This window comes from Finegoldia dalianensis (genome assembly GCF_046255015.1).
Classification (GTDB): domain Bacteria; phylum Bacillota; class Clostridia; order Tissierellales; family Peptoniphilaceae; genus Finegoldia; species Finegoldia magna.
Genome location: NZ_JBDLBQ010000002.1, coordinates 105,299 through 126,013 on the forward strand (window position 1 = coordinate 105,299; position 20,715 = coordinate 126,013).

The 20,715-nt window shown below is 33.8% G+C and carries 17 protein-coding genes; 8 read left to right on the plus strand and 9 right to left on the minus strand.

The annotated features are described in order from the left end of the window. The first annotated feature begins 243 nt into the window (after window positions 1-243). Complete coding sequence (locus ABDJ34_RS02985; protein WP_412701313.1) at window positions 244-1,083, plus strand: hypothetical protein; 840 nt, start codon at window positions 244-246, stop codon at window positions 1,081-1,083. A gap of 118 nt (window positions 1,084-1,201) precedes the next feature. Here the strand turns inward: ABDJ34_RS02985 and ABDJ34_RS02990 are convergent, their stop codons facing one another. Continuing rightward, on the minus strand, window positions 1,202-6,112 hold the full coding sequence (locus ABDJ34_RS02990; RefSeq protein ID WP_412701314.1) for a G5 domain-containing protein: 4,911 nt from the start codon (window positions 6,110-6,112) through the stop codon (window positions 1,202-1,204). A 312-nt stretch (window positions 6,113-6,424) separates the two neighbouring features. On the opposite strand from ABDJ34_RS02990, the gene ABDJ34_RS02995 reads away from it, so the two are divergent. Together ABDJ34_RS02995 and ABDJ34_RS03000 are read left to right on the plus strand one after the other, a co-directional pair. Continuing rightward, window positions 6,425-6,973, plus strand: coding sequence for a hypothetical protein (locus ABDJ34_RS02995; RefSeq protein ID WP_412701315.1), 549 nt, complete (start codon window positions 6,425-6,427; stop codon window positions 6,971-6,973). Between the two features lie 36 nt (window positions 6,974-7,009). Then, window positions 7,010-8,305, plus strand: coding sequence for a cell wall-binding repeat-containing protein (locus tag ABDJ34_RS03000; RefSeq protein WP_412701316.1), 1,296 nt, complete (start codon window positions 7,010-7,012; stop codon window positions 8,303-8,305). Between the two features lie 91 nt (window positions 8,306-8,396). On the opposite strand, the gene ABDJ34_RS03005 is transcribed toward ABDJ34_RS03000, so the two are convergent. After that, a complete protein-coding gene (locus ABDJ34_RS03005) occupies window positions 8,397-9,224 on the minus strand; it encodes a hypothetical protein (RefSeq protein ID WP_412701317.1) in 828 nt (275 codons plus the stop codon). Between the two features lie 166 nt (window positions 9,225-9,390). Here ABDJ34_RS03005 and ABDJ34_RS03010 point away from each other — a divergent pair, with 166 nt between their 5' ends. After that, window positions 9,391-10,038 (plus strand): ATP-binding cassette domain-containing protein, encoded by a 648-nt coding sequence (locus ABDJ34_RS03010; RefSeq protein WP_412701318.1) that lies wholly within the window; start codon window positions 9,391-9,393, stop codon window positions 10,036-10,038. Further along, the gene (locus ABDJ34_RS03015; RefSeq protein WP_412701319.1) at window positions 10,022-10,666 is read left to right on the plus strand and encodes a sugar ABC transporter permease; all 645 of its coding nucleotides are present in this window, start codon (window positions 10,022-10,024) and stop codon (window positions 10,664-10,666) included. Before ABDJ34_RS03010 ends, ABDJ34_RS03015 begins: the two co-directional genes overlap by 17 nt. Window positions 10,667-10,686: 20 nt before the next feature. Here ABDJ34_RS03015 and ABDJ34_RS03020 read toward each other — a convergent pair whose 3' ends face one another. Beyond that, a complete protein-coding gene (locus tag ABDJ34_RS03020) occupies window positions 10,687-10,818 on the minus strand; it encodes a hypothetical protein (RefSeq protein WP_306479457.1) in 132 nt (43 codons plus the stop codon). Window positions 10,819-10,834: 16 nt separating this feature from the next. Here ABDJ34_RS03020 and ABDJ34_RS03025 point away from each other — a divergent pair, with 16 nt between their 5' ends. Together ABDJ34_RS03025 and ABDJ34_RS03030 are read left to right on the plus strand one after the other, a co-directional pair. Next, complete coding sequence (locus ABDJ34_RS03025) at window positions 10,835-11,185, plus strand: hypothetical protein (RefSeq protein WP_412701320.1); 351 nt, start codon at window positions 10,835-10,837, stop codon at window positions 11,183-11,185. An 89-nt stretch (window positions 11,186-11,274) separates the two neighbouring features. Beyond that, complete coding sequence (locus tag ABDJ34_RS03030) at window positions 11,275-11,802, plus strand: hypothetical protein (protein WP_412701321.1); 528 nt, start codon at window positions 11,275-11,277, stop codon at window positions 11,800-11,802. A gap of 42 nt (window positions 11,803-11,844) precedes the next feature. On the opposite strand, the gene ABDJ34_RS03035 is transcribed toward ABDJ34_RS03030, so the two are convergent. From ABDJ34_RS03035 to ABDJ34_RS03050, 4 genes are read right to left on the minus strand one after another with little or no spacing between them, the layout of a single operon-like run. Then, window positions 11,845-13,026: a M20 metallopeptidase family protein gene (locus ABDJ34_RS03035; RefSeq protein WP_412701322.1), complete on the minus strand. Its 1,182-nt coding sequence runs from the start codon at window positions 13,024-13,026 to the stop codon at window positions 11,845-11,847. A 1-nt stretch (window position 13,027) separates the two neighbouring features. After that, a complete protein-coding gene (locus tag ABDJ34_RS03040) occupies window positions 13,028-14,149 on the minus strand; it encodes a M20/M25/M40 family metallo-hydrolase (RefSeq protein ID WP_306479454.1) in 1,122 nt (373 codons plus the stop codon). A gap of 9 nt (window positions 14,150-14,158) precedes the next feature. Continuing rightward, on the minus strand, window positions 14,159-14,830 hold the full coding sequence (locus tag ABDJ34_RS03045; protein ID WP_094206424.1) for a hypothetical protein: 672 nt from the start codon (window positions 14,828-14,830) through the stop codon (window positions 14,159-14,161). A 10-nt stretch (window positions 14,831-14,840) separates the two neighbouring features. After that, the gene (locus tag ABDJ34_RS03050) at window positions 14,841-15,542 is read right to left on the minus strand and encodes a DUF5058 family protein (protein WP_094206425.1); all 702 of its coding nucleotides are present in this window, start codon (window positions 15,540-15,542) and stop codon (window positions 14,841-14,843) included. A gap of 168 nt (window positions 15,543-15,710) precedes the next feature. On the opposite strand from ABDJ34_RS03050, the gene ABDJ34_RS03055 reads away from it, so the two are divergent. After that, the gene (locus ABDJ34_RS03055) at window positions 15,711-16,952 is read left to right on the plus strand and encodes a hypothetical protein (RefSeq protein WP_412701323.1); all 1,242 of its coding nucleotides are present in this window, start codon (window positions 15,711-15,713) and stop codon (window positions 16,950-16,952) included. Window positions 16,953-17,034: 82 nt separating this feature from the next. On the opposite strand, the gene ABDJ34_RS03060 is transcribed toward ABDJ34_RS03055, so the two are convergent. Together ABDJ34_RS03060 and ABDJ34_RS03065 are read right to left on the minus strand one after the other, a co-directional pair. Further along, window positions 17,035-19,722 carry a calcium-translocating P-type ATPase, SERCA-type gene (locus tag ABDJ34_RS03060; protein WP_412701426.1) on the minus strand — a complete coding sequence of 896 codons (2,688 nt, stop codon included), beginning with the start codon at window positions 19,720-19,722 and terminating at the stop codon, window positions 17,035-17,037. 169 nt (window positions 19,723-19,891) lie between these two features. Then, on the minus strand, window positions 19,892-20,650 hold the full coding sequence (locus tag ABDJ34_RS03065) for an MBL fold metallo-hydrolase (protein ID WP_412701324.1): 759 nt from the start codon (window positions 20,648-20,650) through the stop codon (window positions 19,892-19,894). Window positions 20,651-20,715: the final 65 nt, after the last annotated feature.

Consider the following 20,715-nt stretch of genomic DNA (forward strand, 5'->3'; position numbering starts at 1 on the left):
TGCTCTATTATACCCCTATTCGTTTTATTATAAACTTTTTATACGATTAATTTGTTGAAAAATCAACATTTTATTAATTTAAAACTACAAACGTAAAAGTTTGATAAATATATTTTGCAATTATTTATTACGTTGTAATGATTTATCCCACACGAAATAATAATTATTAAATAATCAAATTTGTGAATTAATATTTTTCAAATGGGTATATTATTAAATAAGAAATATTAATAGGAGGAGACTATGGACGATAAGAAACAAGATTTTAAACAAAATCTGAAAAGTTATGTGTCTGACGAAAAGATTGTTCATGATGATAGTTATTTTGAAGCAAAAACTGAAAACGACGCAGAAAATAATGCTGATGTTAAGAAGGTTTTGGATGAAGAACAATCAAAAGAAGACATGTTTGAGAAGATTAACCAAAAATACACTCAAAAAGAGCGCAAGGAAGATAACGAAGAATACGAAAACTACAAGCAAAACGATTCACCTGATTGGTATTTGAAATGCGTAAAATTTATCAGTGGATATGCAGACAAAATCTATGATTTTTACGCATCAACAAAACATGGAATCATTTATTCATTTTTGACATCAGGTTTAATCGCTGCTTTGACTAGCGCAGTGTGGGTTAGCGTTACAACACAAGGATCACTTGGAGAATTGTCGAAAGTTTTTCACAGACCTACTATTTCTATAATGACTTTGATTTTAGTACCATTAATCAACTATGTTATGACAAGATTCATATACATGTTTACGAAAAAATACATGAGACCAACTCCACCTCCTTGTACAAGAGATGTTAAGGGCGGGGTATTTTCAATAATTAACGCATTGTTCATGTTCATACTTACACCTTTTGGATTTATAGGAAGCATCATTGGTTGCTTCACAGGAATGATAGCTTACTCTGCGACTTTCTTGGATTTGTATTTGGAAAAGGACAGTTTCAAGGTTGGTTTGAAATCATTCATCGCACAAATCGTAATCAAAGTTATCGTGTTTGTATTGGAAATGTTGTTGGTAGCTTTGGTTGGAATTTTAATTTATAATTCATTTTCAAATATGATTGGATAAAATTTACCCGACCTTTTTGAGGTCGGGTTTTTGTATGTTTATTTCCATTCAAAAAAGCCTAGCTCACATTAAATGAGTTAGGCTTTGTTTGATTTTTGTAAATATAATCTATTTTAGATTATTGGTCTTTACGTTTTTTCTTTAATCCAATGAATCCTGCTGCAGCTAATAATCCTGACATTGCAAGAGTCATTATTTCGCTTTCACTACCAGATTTTGGCAATCTCTTAGGAGTTTTGTTATTTGTAGTTGTTGATTTTCCATCTACTTGTCCAGTAGCTCCTGGAGTTTTGCCATTATTTTCTGGTGTCTTACCATTGTTTTCTGGTGTTTTACCATTGTTTTCTGGAGTTTTTCCATTTTCTTCTGGTGTTTTACCTGGATCTTTGCCTGGATCTTTTGGATCTTCTCCTGGTTTGTCTGGATCTTTTGGATTTTTATCTCCTGGTTTGTCTGGATTTTCTGGATCTTTATCTCCTGGTTTACCCGGTGTTTCTGGATCTTTATCCCCTGGTTTGTCCGGATTTTCTGGATCTTTATCCCCCGGTTTGCCTGGTTTTTCTTCGCCTGGTTTTCCTGGTTTTTCTGGATCCTTATCTCCCGGCTTACCTGGTTTTTCTTCTCCTGGTTTACCCGGTTTTTTATCTCCTGGTTTTCCTGGTTGTTCTGGGTCTTTTGGATCTTCTCCTGGTTGTTCTGGATCTTTTGGATCTTCATCTGGTTTGCCTGGTTTTTCTGGATCCTTATCTCCTGGTTTATCCGGTTTTTCTGGATCTTTATCTCCCGGCTTACCTGGTTTTTCTGGATCCTTATCTCCTGGTTTACCTGGTTTTTCTGGATCTGGGTTTACTGGTGGTATTTCACAGACATTTTTAGTTCCGATTTCTATAATCTTATCTTGTTTTTCAGTGATTGTTTTAGTATCCCTGGAAACTTCCTTACTGTTTTCAATCTTAACAGTAGTTTCAGTTTTACCAACAATACCTTCTTGGATTACCTTAGTCTTTCCAGCTTCAAGATTTGGATTTTCTCTGATGATGATATCGTAAGCCTTTTCGCTTTCGTAAGTGAATTCGCCATCAGTCTTAGAACCATATTCTACAACCTTGTTCTTTGGCTCAGTTCTTTCTTCTTTGACTTCAAGTTTGCCTGTTTCTTTATTGAAAGTAGTTGTATATTTTACAGATCCATTAGAACCTTCTTCGATGACTTTTGTTTCGCCTTCTTTAAGTTCTGGGTTGTGTCTGTATTCAGTATCGTGACCTAATTCAACTTCCTTCACAACAGGTTTAACGCCAATTCTAACTACCCTATCTTCTTTTTCAGTGATAGTCTTAGTAGTTTCTGTTGGATCACCCACTGGCTTAGAATCCTTAACCTTTTGAGTAATTGTAACTTCTTCCTTACCTGGTTTTCCTTCATTTTCGATTTTTTGGAATCCAGCTTCAAGAGTTTCGTCATAGATTACCTTAGTTTCGTAAGGGATTTCTCTTTCGATTGTTTTTGTAACTTCGCCTTCAGTAGGTTTTCTACCAATTTTTACAATTCTTTCTTCAGGTTCTGTTATTGTTTTAAATTCGCCTTCTTTAACTTCAGTAACCTTGCCATCTTTTATAACAAGAGTGTTTGTTCTTTCTTGTAAGCCTGGCTTACCTTCTTGAACAACTTTTTCTTCGCCTGGTTCTAGAGAATCGTCATACTCATATCTAGTTTCGAAAGGTAATTCTTTCTTTTCTACAATCTTGTGGTCACCGTCATTTGTACCTTCACCAACTAAGATTACTGCATTTTTAGCTTTTTTAGTTACTGTTGGTTCAGAAGTATTTGTTACCTTAGAGTTTTCTATGGTTAGAGTTCTTTCTTGCTCTCCCTTTTCACCCCTTAGTTCATTTCCTTCATCATCAGTAGCGTACTTCCATTCACCTTTCTTAAGTGATGGGTCTTTTCTAACTTCTACTTCAAATGGAATTTCTTCCTTAATTTTTTCAGTTCCATTTGTTTTACCACCGATTTTAACAACTCTGTTTTGACCTTTTTCTTCTGTTTCAGAAGTTACAACTTTCTTTTGGTCCTTGTCATAAGTTGTTGTGATAGTAACCTTGCCATTTTTACCTGGTTTTATTTCTTCAGTCTTACCAGATTCAAGGTTTTCATCAAAAACATATTCAGTATTGAATGGTTTTTCAACTACTTTTGTAACTGGTTTTGTACCAATTTCAATAATTTCATTTTGCGCTGCAACTTCGTCAGTCTTGCTTGTAGTAGGATCTCCATCTGCTTGGCCATTTTTAATGTTTTGTGAGTAGTTTAGAGTATAAGATCCGTCCTTACCTTCTTGTACCCTCTTTGTTTGACCTGCTTCAAGGTCAGGATTGTATCTGTATTCTACCTTAAATGGTGTTTCAACCTTTTCAGTGTGAGTAATAGTACCTGTGTAGTCCTTTTGACCCACTTTAATAACAGCGTTAACTGGGTCCTTTGTTTCTACCTTTGGTTCTCCAACAATTTTAGAGTCCTTAATAGTCCAAGTAGTTGTTTTTTCTCCTGGAACACCTTCTGTTACTACCTTGTAATTACCCTTGGCATCTGGATAATTTTTATAGAAGTCTGGGTCATATTGGATATCATATTCGAATGGAATCTGTTCTGTGTGAATCTTAGTTCCATTTGTACCATAAGCTACAAATTGAACTTCAGTTTGTTTTGTTCCTGCTTCAACGATATTGCCCTCTTCGTCTTCTTCATAATAGTGGGCTGTTACTGGCACGTTTAATAGGGCTCCGTCTACAGTCTTTCCTTCTTCTGCATTTGGTACTGTAGCAGTTACTGTACCTGTCTTTTCATCGATGGATACGTTCCAAACATTACCCTTATCATCTGTATATGTTGGTGAATCAATGGTGTATTTACCCGGTCTTCTGTTATATCTATCTTCTTCATTTAAAATTACATCTGATGTTAGAGTATCTCCTTCTTTACCTGCCTTGGCATTGTAGCGAGGAGTCATATTTGCCTTTTCTTCTATAACAAAGTAGGCATTTACTTCTTCGGTAATATCTTCCCCTGGTTTTTGTTTATCTACATAGTGTGCTATTACTGGTACTGTAAGTTTTTCACCACCGTCAAAGTCATCTGGGTTTACGGGCTTGGCAGTTACCTCTCCTGTAGTTTCGTCAAGGGTTACAGTCCAATCATTTCCCTTATCGTCTTTAATAAGCTTGTTTCCAGCTTCGTCAGTTTCTAGTGTATCTGGAAGAGTAAATCTACTTGGTGGAATCCTCTTTCCATCTTCAGTCCAGGTAGCAGGTGATGTTTGCTTGTTGATTGGGTAGTTTACTTGGGCATCATATTCTGGTTTTATATAAGTTGATTCTTGGACAACAAAGTGGAACCAGTGAGTATCTTTTGATCCATTTGTATAAGTGTATTCAACAGGAATTGCTACAAAGTCACCAGCCTTAGCTGACTTTGGAGCAGTGATTGTGAAGTTTGAGATGTCCTTAGGATTTACATCTACCTTCCATTGATCTTCTGGTGCCTTGCCTTTATTTTCACGATTTATAAAGTCCATGATTAGCCTTCCAGAAGCTTCTCCTCTGTCTTGAGCCCCATTCATATCATCTGCTGACTTATCAGTATCGCTTGGGTTTTCTGGTTGTACAATACCTACCTTAAATGGCTTGCCCGGTTTTACTGCTGATGAGGTCACCTTAGATGTGTCATCGCCATTACCGTCAACGAATCTTTGGTCATAGTATCTTGTATCATCAAGGTTTAGTTTAAATCCACCTATTAGGTTGTAGTGGTCGTAGCGGTCGATGCCTTGTTTGTCGATTTTGACATTAGTTCCCTTATGGTTGATGTCGGCAGTACCAGCCCCTGAGCCTGTGTATGTTCCTGTTTCACCAAATTCATCTGGTGTTTCTGCTATGGTCTTAAATTCTTCAGCTGTTCTTGGACGGGCAAAGAATTTGACATCTAGGTTTTGAAGGGCCTTAAAGTCAGGTGTATTGAAGATTGAGTCTTCATTGATTACAGTCTTGCCATTTTCATCTTTTTTTAGAGCTCCATCAGGTAACTTAACGTGTATATTTCCATTATCACCTATATAAGCACTTGCTCCTGGGACAATTTTTCCTGTAATAGGGTTGTAAACTTGACCTACTAGTCTTTCTTTTGCATTTTCATCGATATTATCCACCTTAATGCCTGTATCGATATCTTGACCTTGTACAAAGACTTTTTTATCATATTGGCCGTTTAATTTCAATAGCTCTAGCTTATCATTTTCATTTGGCCATGGATTTACCTTGTAACCTAAGATGAAGCTACCTCCAAAAAACTTAACTCTAGGATTATCTGCTGTATAATTATCTTTAAATCCAAGAGAAGTGAAGTCATTATCCTTGTTATTAAGGTGTTTTAAGGTTTCTTCACTTGCATCATAGTTCAAGTTTCTTTGCTTTCCAGCACCATCAATTATAGCGTTTTCGCCTGGCTTGTAGGTTACATCAGGAGATTCAGGTGTTAACTTTTCACCCTGACCCATCATTGGCTTGTTTCCTTTATCAAGAGGTATAAGTCCAGAGTCTGTAACATAAATCTTAGTATATGTTCTTTGGCCGGTTTTCTTGTCGATGACAATCTCATAACCATATTCAGTCTTGCTTGGTGATGTGTTTGATGGATTTTTGAGTTCAAATTTAAAACCGTCTTTTTCTACCTTTTCATCAGTTTTACCGAGCTCTTGATTTGTATCTCCCGGTTGAAGGTCTGTTGTCTTGTAGCGTTCAGATCCATTGTAGTCCTTTATTTTCTTTTCATCCTCAGAGTAGTTTGGATCAGTTGATTGTTTAGTTTCGTTTCCTTCAGCTCTTACTGCTGCTTGTGGCTTTTGTTGAGAAAGTCCAAGCTCTGTATTTGTTGCGACACTTTCGGCGTTACTTAGTGTATATGTTTTTACTTGCGGTGCCGATACTATTACTGCACTGGCTAATGCTGCCATGAGTAATTTTTTGTTTATTTTCAAATCAATTTCCTCCTTAAATTGTTGTAATTTTATTGTGATGTATTTTGTCTTTGAAATATACTAGTAGTTTATAGAATTTGGTTTATTCCACTTAAATTATACTTTAAAATGAATACAAACGTCAAACAAAATCCCTTTTTTTCAAAAATTTTTCGTGGTTCGTTTTTGTTTTATTCATTTTGTATTCAAAATGTTGTAGTATGTTATTCTTTTGTTTTAAAAATGTATTTAGTGATTAATCTTATGAAATCGGATTATTGAATGCTTTGTTGTACTGGGTTATAATAAGTGTATAAATTAAGAGGAGTTTTTATGGAAAAATTTTATGGTGAAGTGTTTTCACGTTTACGAAAACATATCAATACGATAGAGAAGAAACAGGGTGCGTGGATGTTCACGCTGATTATTTCAGGAGTAATTAGTTTACTTTCATTTATGTTGTGGATGAGGATTAGTCCTCCTAATTCGTCGCAGGATTTTCTGAGTTTATCCCTTCCATTGTCGTATTTTTCGAAGACTGTCATGTCGCCTTTTTCGTGTGTGTTGAGTTTTTGGATTGCAACAAGTTTTCTGAAAAAAGAAATGGTGGCAAAGATTTCGAACGCAGAATTTTTGGCGAAGGCTAGTGTGTACACTTTGGTTACTATTGTGCTAGCTTCTGTGTTTAACACTAGAATTCCAGTTGTTAACGTGATTGTAAATGTCATATCGGGTTTTGTGTACAGCGTTGTGATGTATGACAAATTTAAGCCTTCTTTTTTGAACAAGGCTACTGTAACGGCTGCTATTGTGAAGATTGTGATGAGTGCGATTGGTTTTCTGATGGGTACAACTTTGTTGTTCTTCATCGTTTTGAATTAGTCGTGTGTTAGTTGGAAAATTAATAAGGAGTGTTTTATGAAAAAATTGGTGGCTTTGATGCTTGTGTGTATGTTAAGTTTTCCTGTGGTGAGTGTTGCAGATAATGATAAAATCACATCCAAGGATGCAACTGAAAAGGTGGAAACGAGTGCAAAAGATGGCGCACAAACATCTGATAAGGATAAGAAATCTGAGAAAAAACAAGAACAGATTACAACAAATGAAGAAGGCGTGTTCAAGAATGTAATTCACCAAAGGTTTCAAGGTGAAAACAGGGCGAAGACTGCAGTGAATGTGCAACGTCATTACTTTGCAAATACGAACAAGGTTATTCTTGTAAATGACAATGCATATCCCGATGCAATCAGTGCAACAAATGTGTCTATGGGAAAATACCCACTTTTGTACACTGGCAAGAATTCATTGTCCATCGAAACAAAATCTGCACTGGATAAAATGTTCTTGGATGAAATTTATCTGATGGGCGGTGCGAATACTATCAGCAAAAATGTTGAAAATAAGTTGAGAAAGAACTTCCCACACGCAAAAATCACGAGAATTATGGGAAATAACCGCTACGACACATCAGCAGAGTCTGCGAGAACACGTGCAAATACTACGAATTTGATATTTGCCGCAGGGACAAATTATGCAGATGCATTGTATGCTACAAGCCTTGCTGCACACCAAAAAGCACCGATACTACTTGTAAGTAACGAAGGATTATCACAATCTACGAGAAAATTTATACAATCAATCGGAAATATCGACAGCGTTACAATAGTCGGTGGAGAAATATCTGTAAATCAATCTGTGAAAAACCAAATCGAAGCTTTAACTAAAAAACGTGTCACAAGACTTTCTGGATCTGACCGTTACGCATCAAGTGTTGAAGTTGCAAAAAGAGTGAATGCAAATCCAGCGGAAGTTATCACTACAAGCGGTGAAGTGTTCGCAGATGCATTAGTATCCTCCACAGTCGCTCAAAAAATCAAAGCGCCGATACTACTTGTCAAAAAAGATGTCCTACCACTTTCAGTCAGAGAGTATTTAAAAATCACTACATCAATCTACAAATTGACTACAATCGGTGGATACAACACAGTTACCAAGAACAATTACTCAACACAAGTAATATTGATATCGGGACTAGACATCGACAAACCACTCATAGACAAACAAGGAAAAGGGCTTATCAAAGCATTCACAAAAGATTACAAGAAATACTACGTCCTTCCTAACAACAAATACTACAACTCAATCAAAAAATACGACAAATTATTCGTTTACTTGAGAGATGCATTGGCAGAAGATTACAGACCATTGGAATAATGCAAAAATTAATTAAGCTATAAAGAGGACAATGTCCTCTTTTTTTGATACAAAAAAATAGGCGAATTGTCTCGCCTATTTACTAGGTTATTTAAAAGAATAAATAATTCAAAATATACACCGTAATGACCGACAGCAAAAATCCAAGCTCCATAATTCTCGTTTTCGTTTTCTTGTAAAAATCAGACGAAATCACAAATGACGGCCCAATCGCAGTGTACATAATTATAGATTTAATCAACTGCTGATTGTTCGTCACAGCACTCACAACGACGTATGTAAACACTGGAATTATCAGCAAATTCACAACGGCTAGCATAAGGGATGTCAAATCAAACAAACTTTTCATATCAATACTTGAAATTGCAAGTGCAAATGCGATTATAATCACAACTGAACTTTTCGATTGAATAATTTTTAGAGGAGTTAGTATGTATGAGAACTTGTAAATCGCACAAATACAAAAAGCTACGGAAAAGCCCATCGCCATCAAAAAGTCTGTCACATTGAAAATTCTCTTGTAAAGCATGTATACAAGATAAATCACACAAGAAATTATAATCAGATTGTTCATAATATTCTTGTCCATAACATTTTGCAAAAAAGGCCTCATCACGATAATATTTGAAAAAATAAACGCGGGTTCCAACGAATCCTTGTCCTTCGTGTTGATTTGGAAAATCATCGTCATAATCTTAGACAATATCCACAAATACACAAAAAATACACCAAGTTTGATGTTGAAATTCTTGTACGTAAGTTCACTCAAACTAATCGCAATATTCGCCGGAATAATTACAACGTAGATTAACTTCGAAAAAAATGCGACAATTTGCTTTTCATTTGAAATCGTTCTGGCAAACAAAAATATAATTGCAAACACCACCAGAACACTTGTCCAGTAATAAAAATAATTCATACTATCCTCCAACTTTATTATACCATAGCATAATAGTAAATATGAGAAAAAGCAGACGTGGCATTTATTGAAATAATTTATAAATAGGTGATTAGCGTGTGTGACTTTTTTACAAATATATATTATTATATATATAACTAGTATTTGATTACGCTAAGGAGATCACATGTTTATACGAAAAATAAATCACAAATACAAAAATTTCGAGTTAGACATCGAAAGTCTAAAAATAGAAAACAATAAAATTATTGGACTAATTGGAGAAAACGGTGCTGGTAAGACAACTCTGATGGATATATTATCCAAAATGATAAAAGCAAACACAAGTTTTGATGTTCAGGATTATAACGAAAATGATATTTTATACATACCTTCTCAAGTATCTCCGTATTATTTTTTAACAGTTAGTGAATTTTGTAAAATTGTAAATGAATACTCCCCTTCCAATAAAACGTCTGAAGATTTAATAGTTGAACTTGGACTGGAAGATAAGAAAGATACTTTGATTTCAGATTTATCTGAAGGAATGAAGAAAAAGTTAACTCTGATTAACATTTTAACGGGTGATTATTCCCTTATAATTATGGACGAACCATTCAATAGCATTGATCTTAAATATTCTTATGAAATCAAAAAATTAATCCTTCAATTGAAGGAAAATTCTACAATTTTGATTTCATCACATATTTTAGACAGCCTTATTGATATATGTGATGAGTTTGTACTTTTGAAAAATGGTAGTGTAAAAAAAGTATTCACTAACTCAAAAGATAAAAAGCAACTGGAGGACGAGATTTTTGAGAGAAATATTTAAATTGGATATGAAACTACGTTTTAAGGAAATAAAAATCGACAGATTATCCGGTGCAATCCAATTCGTTTTGATAGTCTCAGCGATTTTTTTATTTTTAAAATATTTAAGTTCTTTAACATCAAATTCTTATGCAATAAAAGAATTATGCGCTTTATTCTTAGCTTTTATGGGGTTTTTCAAGATAAGAACTGATAGTATAACTCAAAGAGAAATGGATTTTATGACCTTTTTCCCAAAATTCAACAAAGTCCAAGTCAGAAAATACTTCATGTATAAGAAGGCTACGATAACATATATCTTCATAATTTATATGTTATTTCCAACTTCTGTAGATATACTGGAAATCAAATCTTTCTTTATGTTTGGCGTACTTATTTATTTGTACATGTTTTTGGATACGTTGTTTTTTTATGTGACAGAAAGCACAAAGAAATCAAATATACTGTACACAGCTCTTAGAATTTCATATTATATTATATTTGCTTCATATTTATATATACCTAATGTAGGTATAAATTTGGAAAAAATACTGCCTGAATTAAAACTACGGTACATGATACCTTTATTTACAATCCTTTTTTGTGTTAATCCACTTCTGTTGAAATCACCAAATCAGAAAGGGCAATAAATGACAAGACTAATATTCCGCTATATTTTAAGAGATAAAATTAAATACGAACTAATTGTAATACTTTTCATAAGTGTATTTTCTTCTATAAATTCACCACAGAATTTATATGGATTGAATTTCTCCACTACTTTATTAAGTATACTTTTCATTTTGTATTTTAGTGTTATGAATGCACACAAATCAAAGTTCTTGCTCTTATATCAGCCAAAAAATGTTAAACATCTTAGAAAAGATACCATAAAATCAATGTGCTACTTGTCTAGTATTTTCTTGGTTTTGGCTGTTATATTGGATATTCTTGTATTGAAATCACTCTATCTAACAGAATATTATCTTGTAAGCATGATAATATTTTATATTTCTACGAGAATTGTCAAAGTAAACATAGAAAAAAATACTAGAATTGATGAACCTATAATTAAATTAAAAGAATGCGTATTCGTTTTATGTTCAGCAATTATATTAGTAGCTGCAATTTTAATTACAAAATTTTTAATTTTCAGTAATCTGTTGTAATTTGTTTGACACATCGTTGACATTTTGTAAACATTTTCCACGTTACAAATCAATAAAAGGGGTATAATAGATTTAAGGAGGATAATATCATGAAGAGGAAATTATTAGTAGTTTTAATGGCATGCGCTATGCTAAGTTCTTGTGGAGTGAAAAATGTTGGAAATACCGGCGTGAAAACTTCTGGAGAAGACGGCATACATATCAAAAATGGTGACTCAGAAGTAAGTATCGGAAAAGATGGAATCATCGCAAAAAACGGCGACTCAGAAGCAAATATAGGAAAAGATGGAATAGTCGCAAAAAACGGAGGCTCCGAAGCCAATATCAGCAAAGATGGAGTAAAAGTACAAAACGCACTTGACCTTGAAGGAGAAGATGCAGCAACAAAAGAAAAAAGAAAGAATAATGTGTTCTTAGATGAAGACAAAATAATGGAAATGGAATTAAAAGAAAATTCCCTTGAAAAAGATGACATCAAAGATTGGGAAATCAAACTGGATAAACAATCTCAAACATACACAATAAAATACAACGCACTACATCATAGACACGAAAATGAAAGAGACGCCGTCACAGGCCAGTTGTTAAAAGGAATGACATCAGCTGTTTCAAGATAGTGCGTAAAATAGTAAAACAGGAATCAACTGATTCCTGTTTTTTTAATTTAGATAATCAAGTGCAAATTGCACACAAATTGCAACAGTTTTGTACAATTCACCTTCATCAATATCAAATTTTGGGTGATGATTTGGGTAAGTTTTTCCGTTTTTATCCATTTTTAAGTTACTTAACATAAAGTATGATCCTGGAACTTTTTCAAGATAATATGCCATATCATCTCCAGCCATAGTTTCAGATTCAATATCATGTATTATATCTTCCGAAAATATCTTTCTGGTTGATTTTTTTAATAATTCAATAATATTATCATTGTTAGCTAGATGCGGATACTTCCATGCATAATCATAACTTACACTACATCTATTACCTTGTGAATAATATTCAGAAATTTCCCCTATCCTCTTTCTTATATATTTTCTAACATCATCATTAAATGTTCTTACTGTTCCTTCAATTTCAGCTTCTGAAGGTATAATATTTTGATTAATTCCAGAATTTACTTTACATACAGAAATTACACATTTTTCAGAAGAACTAATTTCTCTTGATTTAATTCTGTTTATAGCCTGAACAATATCTACTAAACATACAATAGGGTCAACTGTATCTTCTGGCATAGATCCGTGTCCACCGCTTCCTTCAATTCGTATTACAAATTTATCCATAGAAGCCATAAGATTACCACTTTTAAAACCAATGCTTCCATGAGGTACACTCGCAAACAGTCCTCCAACATGATGACCTATTATGCAGTCTACTTTAGGATTATCTAATGCACCTTCTTTTATCATCAACTCAGCTCCACCCGGATACTCTTCTCCAGGTTGAAAAATAAATTTCACAACTCCTGAAAATTCTTGTTTAATAGAATTCAAAACTAATAATGTAGTAAGAACGTCTGCCATGTGACAATCATGACCACATGCATGCATAAATCCATTGAGTGATTTGAAATCCAAATCCGTTTCTTCTTTTATTTCAAGTGCATCCATATCTGCTCTTATAGCTAGGCATTTCCCAGGCTTACCTGAATCAACCAACGCTATAATTCCTCTTGATCCAAGAACTTTTCTGTAGGGTATTTTGTGATCAATTAATACTTTCTCCAGTTCTTCACAAGTTTGATAAGTATCTAATCCTATTTCTGGTATCTGATGAAGAATTCTTCTTTCTTTAATCAGAAAACTTTCATACTCTTTAACTTTTTCGATAATATTCATACTAATCTCTCATAAGGTATTCCAACAATACCTCAGCTGCTATTTTCATTTCATCAACCTCAAGATACTCATCAGTAGTATGAACTTTTTGCATTCCTACACCGATAATTATTGCATTGAAGCCTTGTTCAGCATAAAAATTCGCATCAGATCCTCCACCAATTACTTGTAACTCACTATCTACTCCTATTTTCTTGTAACAGTCTTGGAATAACTTTGCAAATTGTAAATCATCTGTTGATCTCAATAGTGGATAAGCTTGAATGTAGTCAAAGTCATAAGATGCGTCAAATTTTTCACACACCTCTTTGCAGATACTTTCGTATGAATTCAAAACGCTTTGTATTTTTTCATATGAGTGAGATCTTAGTTCACCTTTACAAATTGTTTTATCTGGAACGACGTTAGTTGGAAAATCTGAGTTAATGTAAGAAATATTTGCTGTAGTAAGCTCATCTATTCTCAAAATATCCATTTTGGAGATAATTTCAGAAATTACCTGTATAGAGCTTATTCCCTTTTCAGGCTCTATTCCTGCATGTGCTTTCTTGCCATGAACTGTTATTTCAAAGTTATTGCACGCTGGCGCTTGATAGGCAATATATTTGGATTTTCCTGCGTTATCTAGCACAATTGTATTCTTTGCAGGATTAATATGCTTATAAACTTCTTCCCAATCAATATTTCTCGCTCCTAACATTCCAGCTTCTTCTCCTGGAGTTATCATACAATAAATATCTTCATGCTCTATTTTATTTTTTACTAGATATTCTAATGCATAAAGTATGACAGCGACTCCCGCCTTGTCATCTCCACCTAATGTTGTGCTACCATCTGTTTTTATAATATTTCCCTCTTCTATTATCTTCACACTTTTGTTAGGTTCTACTACGTCAATATGAGCAGAAAGTGTCACAGCACCATTTTTGTTCCCTCTTAGTACAGAAAATATCGTAGGACAATTACCACCATACTTATGTTGTGATTCGTCAAGATAAATCTCACAACCTAAATTTTTTAAGTAATTTACAACATAATCGCATGCTTCCTTTTCATTTTTTGATGGAGAATATATGTTAACTAACTCCTTGAATATATTCTTTAGTTTTTCTAAATCTACCATAAATCACTCCTAACTGTTCTTCTTTATAGTTTCAAGTTGAGTTTTGGCGAATGCAATTGATGAAAATACTGTTGTCAACGTGATTACGAATGATAAGTTTTTCAAGTTTAAAAATGCCATTAAATTTGTCATAATAAATGAAACAACTAGAGCAAATATTCCTGTTTTATAGGATTTTACCGAAAATTGAGCAAATATTCCACCATATAAGGCAGGAATTATTAACGTCAAAACATTTTTAATTGAGTCTGGAATATTTGATATAACTCCTTGACCTAACGCTGTTGCTAATATAACGAAGAATACTGCTACATAAACTGAAACCGCTACTCCCATAGTTCCCATTAATTGACCTTCTTCTGTACCCGCTTTATATCCTGATGCTTCAATTGATGTTGCTGCAGCTGGAATTTTCATATTAACGCTGTTTCCAGACAATGTTGAAACGTATAAACCTGTAGAGCCAAGGATTGGATAATAGCTTATAGGCTCACTAATATAAAATGCCCCTGAAACCGAAATTTGACTTATTGTTCCAGCAATAATAGCCGTTGCAGGTGGCAAAATTTTAAAGTAAAAAGCCATAAACAAAGCTGGTAATAAAACCGCTATCATTCCTAGAATCATAGTCATTCTTCCAAACTTTTGTACATCTTTTGTGTATTTTTCATAAGTATTCATAATTTACCTCCTACATAAAAAAGCTTGCAACAATTGCACCACCAAACATAGCAAATGTTAGTGACCATTGTTTAACCCAGTTCGCTTTTTTGCCAATCAATTGACAAATCACCATAATTATAAACCCTGTTATTGTAGATATTGCTAGTTGAGGTTTAACTGAAATTTTCATTAGATTATCAACATTAAAATATGCAAATGCTCCTAGCATTGCCCCAACGCTTACTGCTGGTAGAAGAGCTTCTCTTCCTCCTGTAAGTAAATTATTTATTTTATCCATTCTGTGACCAAAAAAGAACATAATAATCAACCAACCCATTACGCCTAGAGCTGGAACCCATAAAGCGTTCGCAAAAACAACCGGATCCATTTTTGTAGATAGTTCTGAACCTAAGGCCTTTGCTCCAAAGTTAGCTGCCATAGTTTCGTAATTCGTTCCCCCAATTACACTCATTCTAAGAGCAGTCACTGGAGCACCCAAAGAAACAATTAAAGCTAAGATGCTTCCTACGATTCCCAATGCAGGACCTATACTAGATATTGCACTAGTTGTAATCCCCTTTCTTACTTTTTTACTGTCCATTCCTTTTTCCTTAGCACATTTTATAGTTTTTCTCAAAACTACTGTTGCTTGAAATAATACCAACAATATTCCCACTGAACATGCTATGTACATTAGTGGGTGATTCGCATAAAAAAATTGATTTTCCATAAAATACTTCCTTTCCTTAAATTATTTTTTGATCCTATGTCTTTTTTATGTCTTTAATTATATTATTATGTCTTTTTGTGTTTTTGTCAAGTGTTTTTTTCAATTTATTTTAATTTTTTTTCATTTTGATATAATATACATAAGATGAATTTCATTGAGGAGAAGGAAATGGTAAATTTAGCAATAATTGGCACACAAGACAGCGTTAATTTAATAAATGGAATTATTGATAAGAACTTTGATGATATTACGTATTACAATTTAGTTTTGGACAAAGTAAAAAACATAAAAGACATAGTTGATAATATTACAGAAGATATAGACGGAATTTTTGTTACAGGAATGGGAGTATACTTCGAACTATTAAAATACGATCTTAACGTTCCTATTTCATTTGCTAAACATGATTCAATATCTTTAATCAAATGCTTGGAAAAGATGAAGTCAGATAATTGTCTTCATTCAAATGCAAGAATATCTTTTGATATTATTTCTGATACAACAATTGAAGATATTATCACTGATTTTAATTATTCAATTAGTAAATTCTATATAGAAGAATCTAAGCCCGAAAACAATGAAGATTACTATATAACAAAACATTTGAAACTTTTTTATGACAACAAAATAGATTACGTAGTTACATCTTTCGGATATATTTATTCTCTTTTTAAGAGCTTAGATCTTCCAGTCTATAGAATGTTTCCTTCAATAATAGATTTAAAAAACAGTATTGAAGACTTATTGCTTGAGATAAAAATATCTAAATTAGATAAATCAAAAATAATGGTTTATAGATTTCAGCCAGTCAATCAGATTAACGTTTTAGATTATAAAAAGCCTTTTATAAAATTCTCTAAATCAATAGATGCTTTTGTAGATTTTAACGAAGATAATAGTATTACTATAATCTCAACGAAAAACTATTACAATAATAGGTTTAATATGGCGCTAGTTTCGAATTTTTTAAAAGAATATGAATTAAATAATTTTATAGCTGGCATTGGGTCCGATATTTCAGTAAAAAAAGCTTTGAGAAATTCTCAGAAAGCATTAGATGACGAATCCAACAATATAACTTACTTTGACGGAATAGCATTCCATTATTATAACCAAAATGAAAAGTTGCATCCGATTAACTTAATCACGGATGATGAAATATTGGAAATATCAGAAGATACCGGAGTTATTCCCAAGAGAATTCATCAGTTATATGATGCTATGATAAGACTAAATAAGTATGAATTTTCTAGCTACGAAATTTCAGAAATACTTGAACTTAGTGTTAGGAGTGCAAACAGAATAATTAATAGTTTGGTAGAAAATGGTTATGGAGAATTTATTGATAAAAATACACAAAATAATATTGGAAGGCCAAAAAGATTTGTAAAAATTAATTTCTTTAATTAGCTTATTAATTTCATATTGTCACCTTCTATCTCCCAACCCACTAAAAAAGACGTATCCCACGATACGCCTTTATTGTTGTCTATTATTTTTTGCTTTTTATTGCTTTTAATATTTCTCCTGCTGCGAATGGCAATAATGCGCATGGCAAGATTACTTTGTAGTGTTCAAGGTGAAGTGGTATTGTTTCGAATACATCATTTACTCCAGGAATGTAGATTACCGCAATCATCAATAATAACGAAAGTGATGTTCCCATTACTAATGCTTTGTTTGAGAAAAATCCTATTTGGAATACTGATTTGTGTTCACTTCTTACTGAATAACTTCTTAGTACTTCTGATATTATCAATGTTGCAAACGCAACTGTTCTTGCAGATTCAATATGACCATCGAAGTGGTTCAATCCATAGTTATAAGCAAACAATGTTGCAACTGTGATTGCCAATGATTGAACGATGATGCTTAGTCTCATGTTCTTGTCGATGATTGGTTCTTTTGGTGAACGAGGAGCTCTGTTCATGATGTCAGCTTCTCCTTTTTCAACTCCAAGCGCCATTGCTGGGAATGAGTCTGTCACTAAGTTTAACCATAATAATTGAATTGGGATAAATGGTGTGTCCCATTTGAACATTATCGCCAAGAATACGATAAGAATTTCTGCGATGTTACAGCTTAGTAGGAATGATACGAATTTTTTGATGTTGGAGTAAATTATTCTTCCTTCTTCTACTGCGTTTACAATGGTTGCAAAGTTGTCGTCTGTAAGGATAACTTCTGATGTGTTCTTCGCAACGTCTGTTCCAGTGATTCCCATCGCAATTCCGATGTCTGCTTTTTTGATTGCAGGTGCATCGTTGACTCCGTCACCTGTCATGGCTGCGATGTGTCCGTTTTCTTTTAATGCTTTAACAATTTGTACTTTGTTTTGTGGAGAAACTCTCGCATAAACTCTCTTTTCTTTGACGATTTCACGGATTTGTTCGTCTGACATATTGTTAAGTTCAGCTCCCATGATTGCTTGTGAATCGTCCGTACAAATTCCCAAATCTTTTGCGATTGCAACTGCTGTTTCCAAGTAATCTCCAGTAATCATAACTGGTGTGATTCCCGCAGTTTTACATTCTTTGATTGCATCTTTTACTTCTAGTCTTGGTGGATCTATCATTCCAGATAATCCTACAAATACCATGTCTTTTTCGATGTTTTCAGATGTAATTTCATTTGGTAATTCTTCGTGTTCACGAAGTGCATAAGCTAATACACGAAGTGCTTGTTTAGCGTATTCGCTGTTTTTATTCAACAGTTTTTGTTTTAATTCTTCTGTTAGTGGTTTGATTTCGTTGTCGATTAAAATCTTGCTACATTTTTCGATAATTATATCTGGTGCACCTTTTGTGAAGGATACAACTTTGTCAGTTAAGAATTTGTCGTGGAATGTAGTCATCATTTTTCTATCTGAATCGAATGGAATTTCTTCTATTCTAGGATAGTTTTGATTGGATTCATCTTTTGTGATGTCTTGTTTTCCTGCTGCTGTGTGAAGCGCTCCTTCTGTAGGGTCTCCCACGATTTTGTAAGTTCCGTCTTCTTCGATTAGTTTTGAATCATTTGTAAGACTCATTATGTGAAGCAAAGTGTTAAGAGATTTGATGTCATCTTCTTGCATTTTGCGGTCTTCAATCAAATAATCTCCAACAGGTTTGTAGCCTGTTCCTGTGACATCGACATCTGTTCCATCGACGTAGATTTTCTTCACAGTCATTTCGTTTTGAGTCAATGTACCAGTCTTGTCGGAGCAAATTACAGTTGTTGTTCCCAATGTTTCAACTGCCAAAAGTTTCTTGACGATGGCGTTTTTCTCTGCCATTCTTCCCATTCCCAAACTAAGCACGATTGTAACTATAGCTGGAAGTCCTTCTGGAATCGCCGCAACGGCAAGTGATACCGCAGTCATAAGCATATTCAATGCATCAAAATCATACAAGAAATATCCAACTGCAAACACAATTGCGCATACAACAACAGTTACGATACCCAATTGCTTAGACAATTGTGCCAATTTTCTTTGAAGAGGAGTTTCTTCGTCTTCAACCTGTGATAAACTCGTTGCGATTTTACCGATTTCTGTGTTTTGTGCAGTTTCTACAACGACACCCTTAGCTCTACCGTAACTTACGATAGAAGAACTATACGCCATGTTTGTTCTGTCGCCAATTCCTGCATCCGTAGTAATCTCATCCTTAGCATTCTTTTCAACAGCAACAGATTCACCAGTCAACGATGATTCGTCGATTTTCAAGTTAGTAGATTCCAATAATTTCAAATCGGCAGGGATAATATCTCCAGTTTCCAATTCAACGATATCTCCTGGAACCAAATTTTGTGAATCCACTTCCATAATCTTGCCGTTTCTTATAACCTTGGCTTTAGGACTTGCCATTTTTTGCAAAGCTTCTATTGCTTGTTCCGCCTTACCTTCTTGATAAATCGAAAGCACCGCATTCACAATAACGATAGCGATGATAATAATACTATCTGTAATTTCTCCAATAGCCATCGATAAAATAGATGCCAATAGCAAAATAATTATCATTGGATCCAAAAATTGATCCTTTAATTTGGCTGCCATGGACTTTTTCTTCTTTTCTTTTAATACGTTCTTGCCGTATTTTTCTAACAAACTCGTTACCTTACTGTCGGATAGACCGTTATTTTGATCAGTATCCAAACTTTTGATAACACTCTCATTAGATTCCTTGTACCAATCCAATCTCTTACCTCCTGTTAATTTCATAATAAAAAAAACTTTCACCATTTCTGGCAAAAGTCTTGCTAACCAAAGTGGCTTTGTGCCGGGTTTTAACCGTAATGACGACACAATATTTTTAAGCTACTCCCTCTTGTATATTAATTTTACCAAAAATATTATATTAAATCAATTATTTTATTATAACTTGAAAAGTATCGTGTTCCTTTTTCATATTCACAATCTTGCAGCCCTCGTAATCGTGTGTTTCGATGAATGTGTCCACGATTGTTGGATCTTTTGTAAAATGCATTGGGAACAAAACTTTCGGATTGCATTTGTCGACAAATTCATTCACACCCAAATCGTATCTTTCCTTTAATCTAGGATCAACTGGGAAAAATCCTATGTCAACATGCCCTATCTTTTCGATTTCCTTGGAGAAATCCTTTTGCATCTTTTCTTTTTCTTCTTCGGTGTCTTCTTCCCACACCCAATTATTCAAATCTCCAGCGAAGAAAAATTTCAAATGATTTGCTTCAAAATACACGCTAATTCCCATATCAGTAGAACCAAGCGCTGTAAAATCTGCACCGTACACAGAACAAGATTCACCAACTTCAAGTTTAATAACTTTTTTACCGAAATGCTTCTTCAAATCTTCGATATTATCTTCTCCCAAAAATACAACATTATCTTTCGTATCGTAATCGAAAACTTCTTCGTATACATCTTCACTGACAATGTATGTAATATCACTGGCATTTTCATAATCGAAAATACTCTCGTTGTAGTGATCTGCGTGTGAATGAGTCACCACGAAAATCACCTTCTTATCGTTCACATTTTTTGGCAAAGTTCCTTGAAAATAATCGAAAATAATAATCTTGTCTTCAAACTCCAAAGAAAATGAACTGTGGTATATATATCTAATGTTTAAACTTTGTTCCATTAAAAATCCTCCTCGTATATATTTACCCATAAACAGACATTTTACGCAAGTAAATGTATCAAATA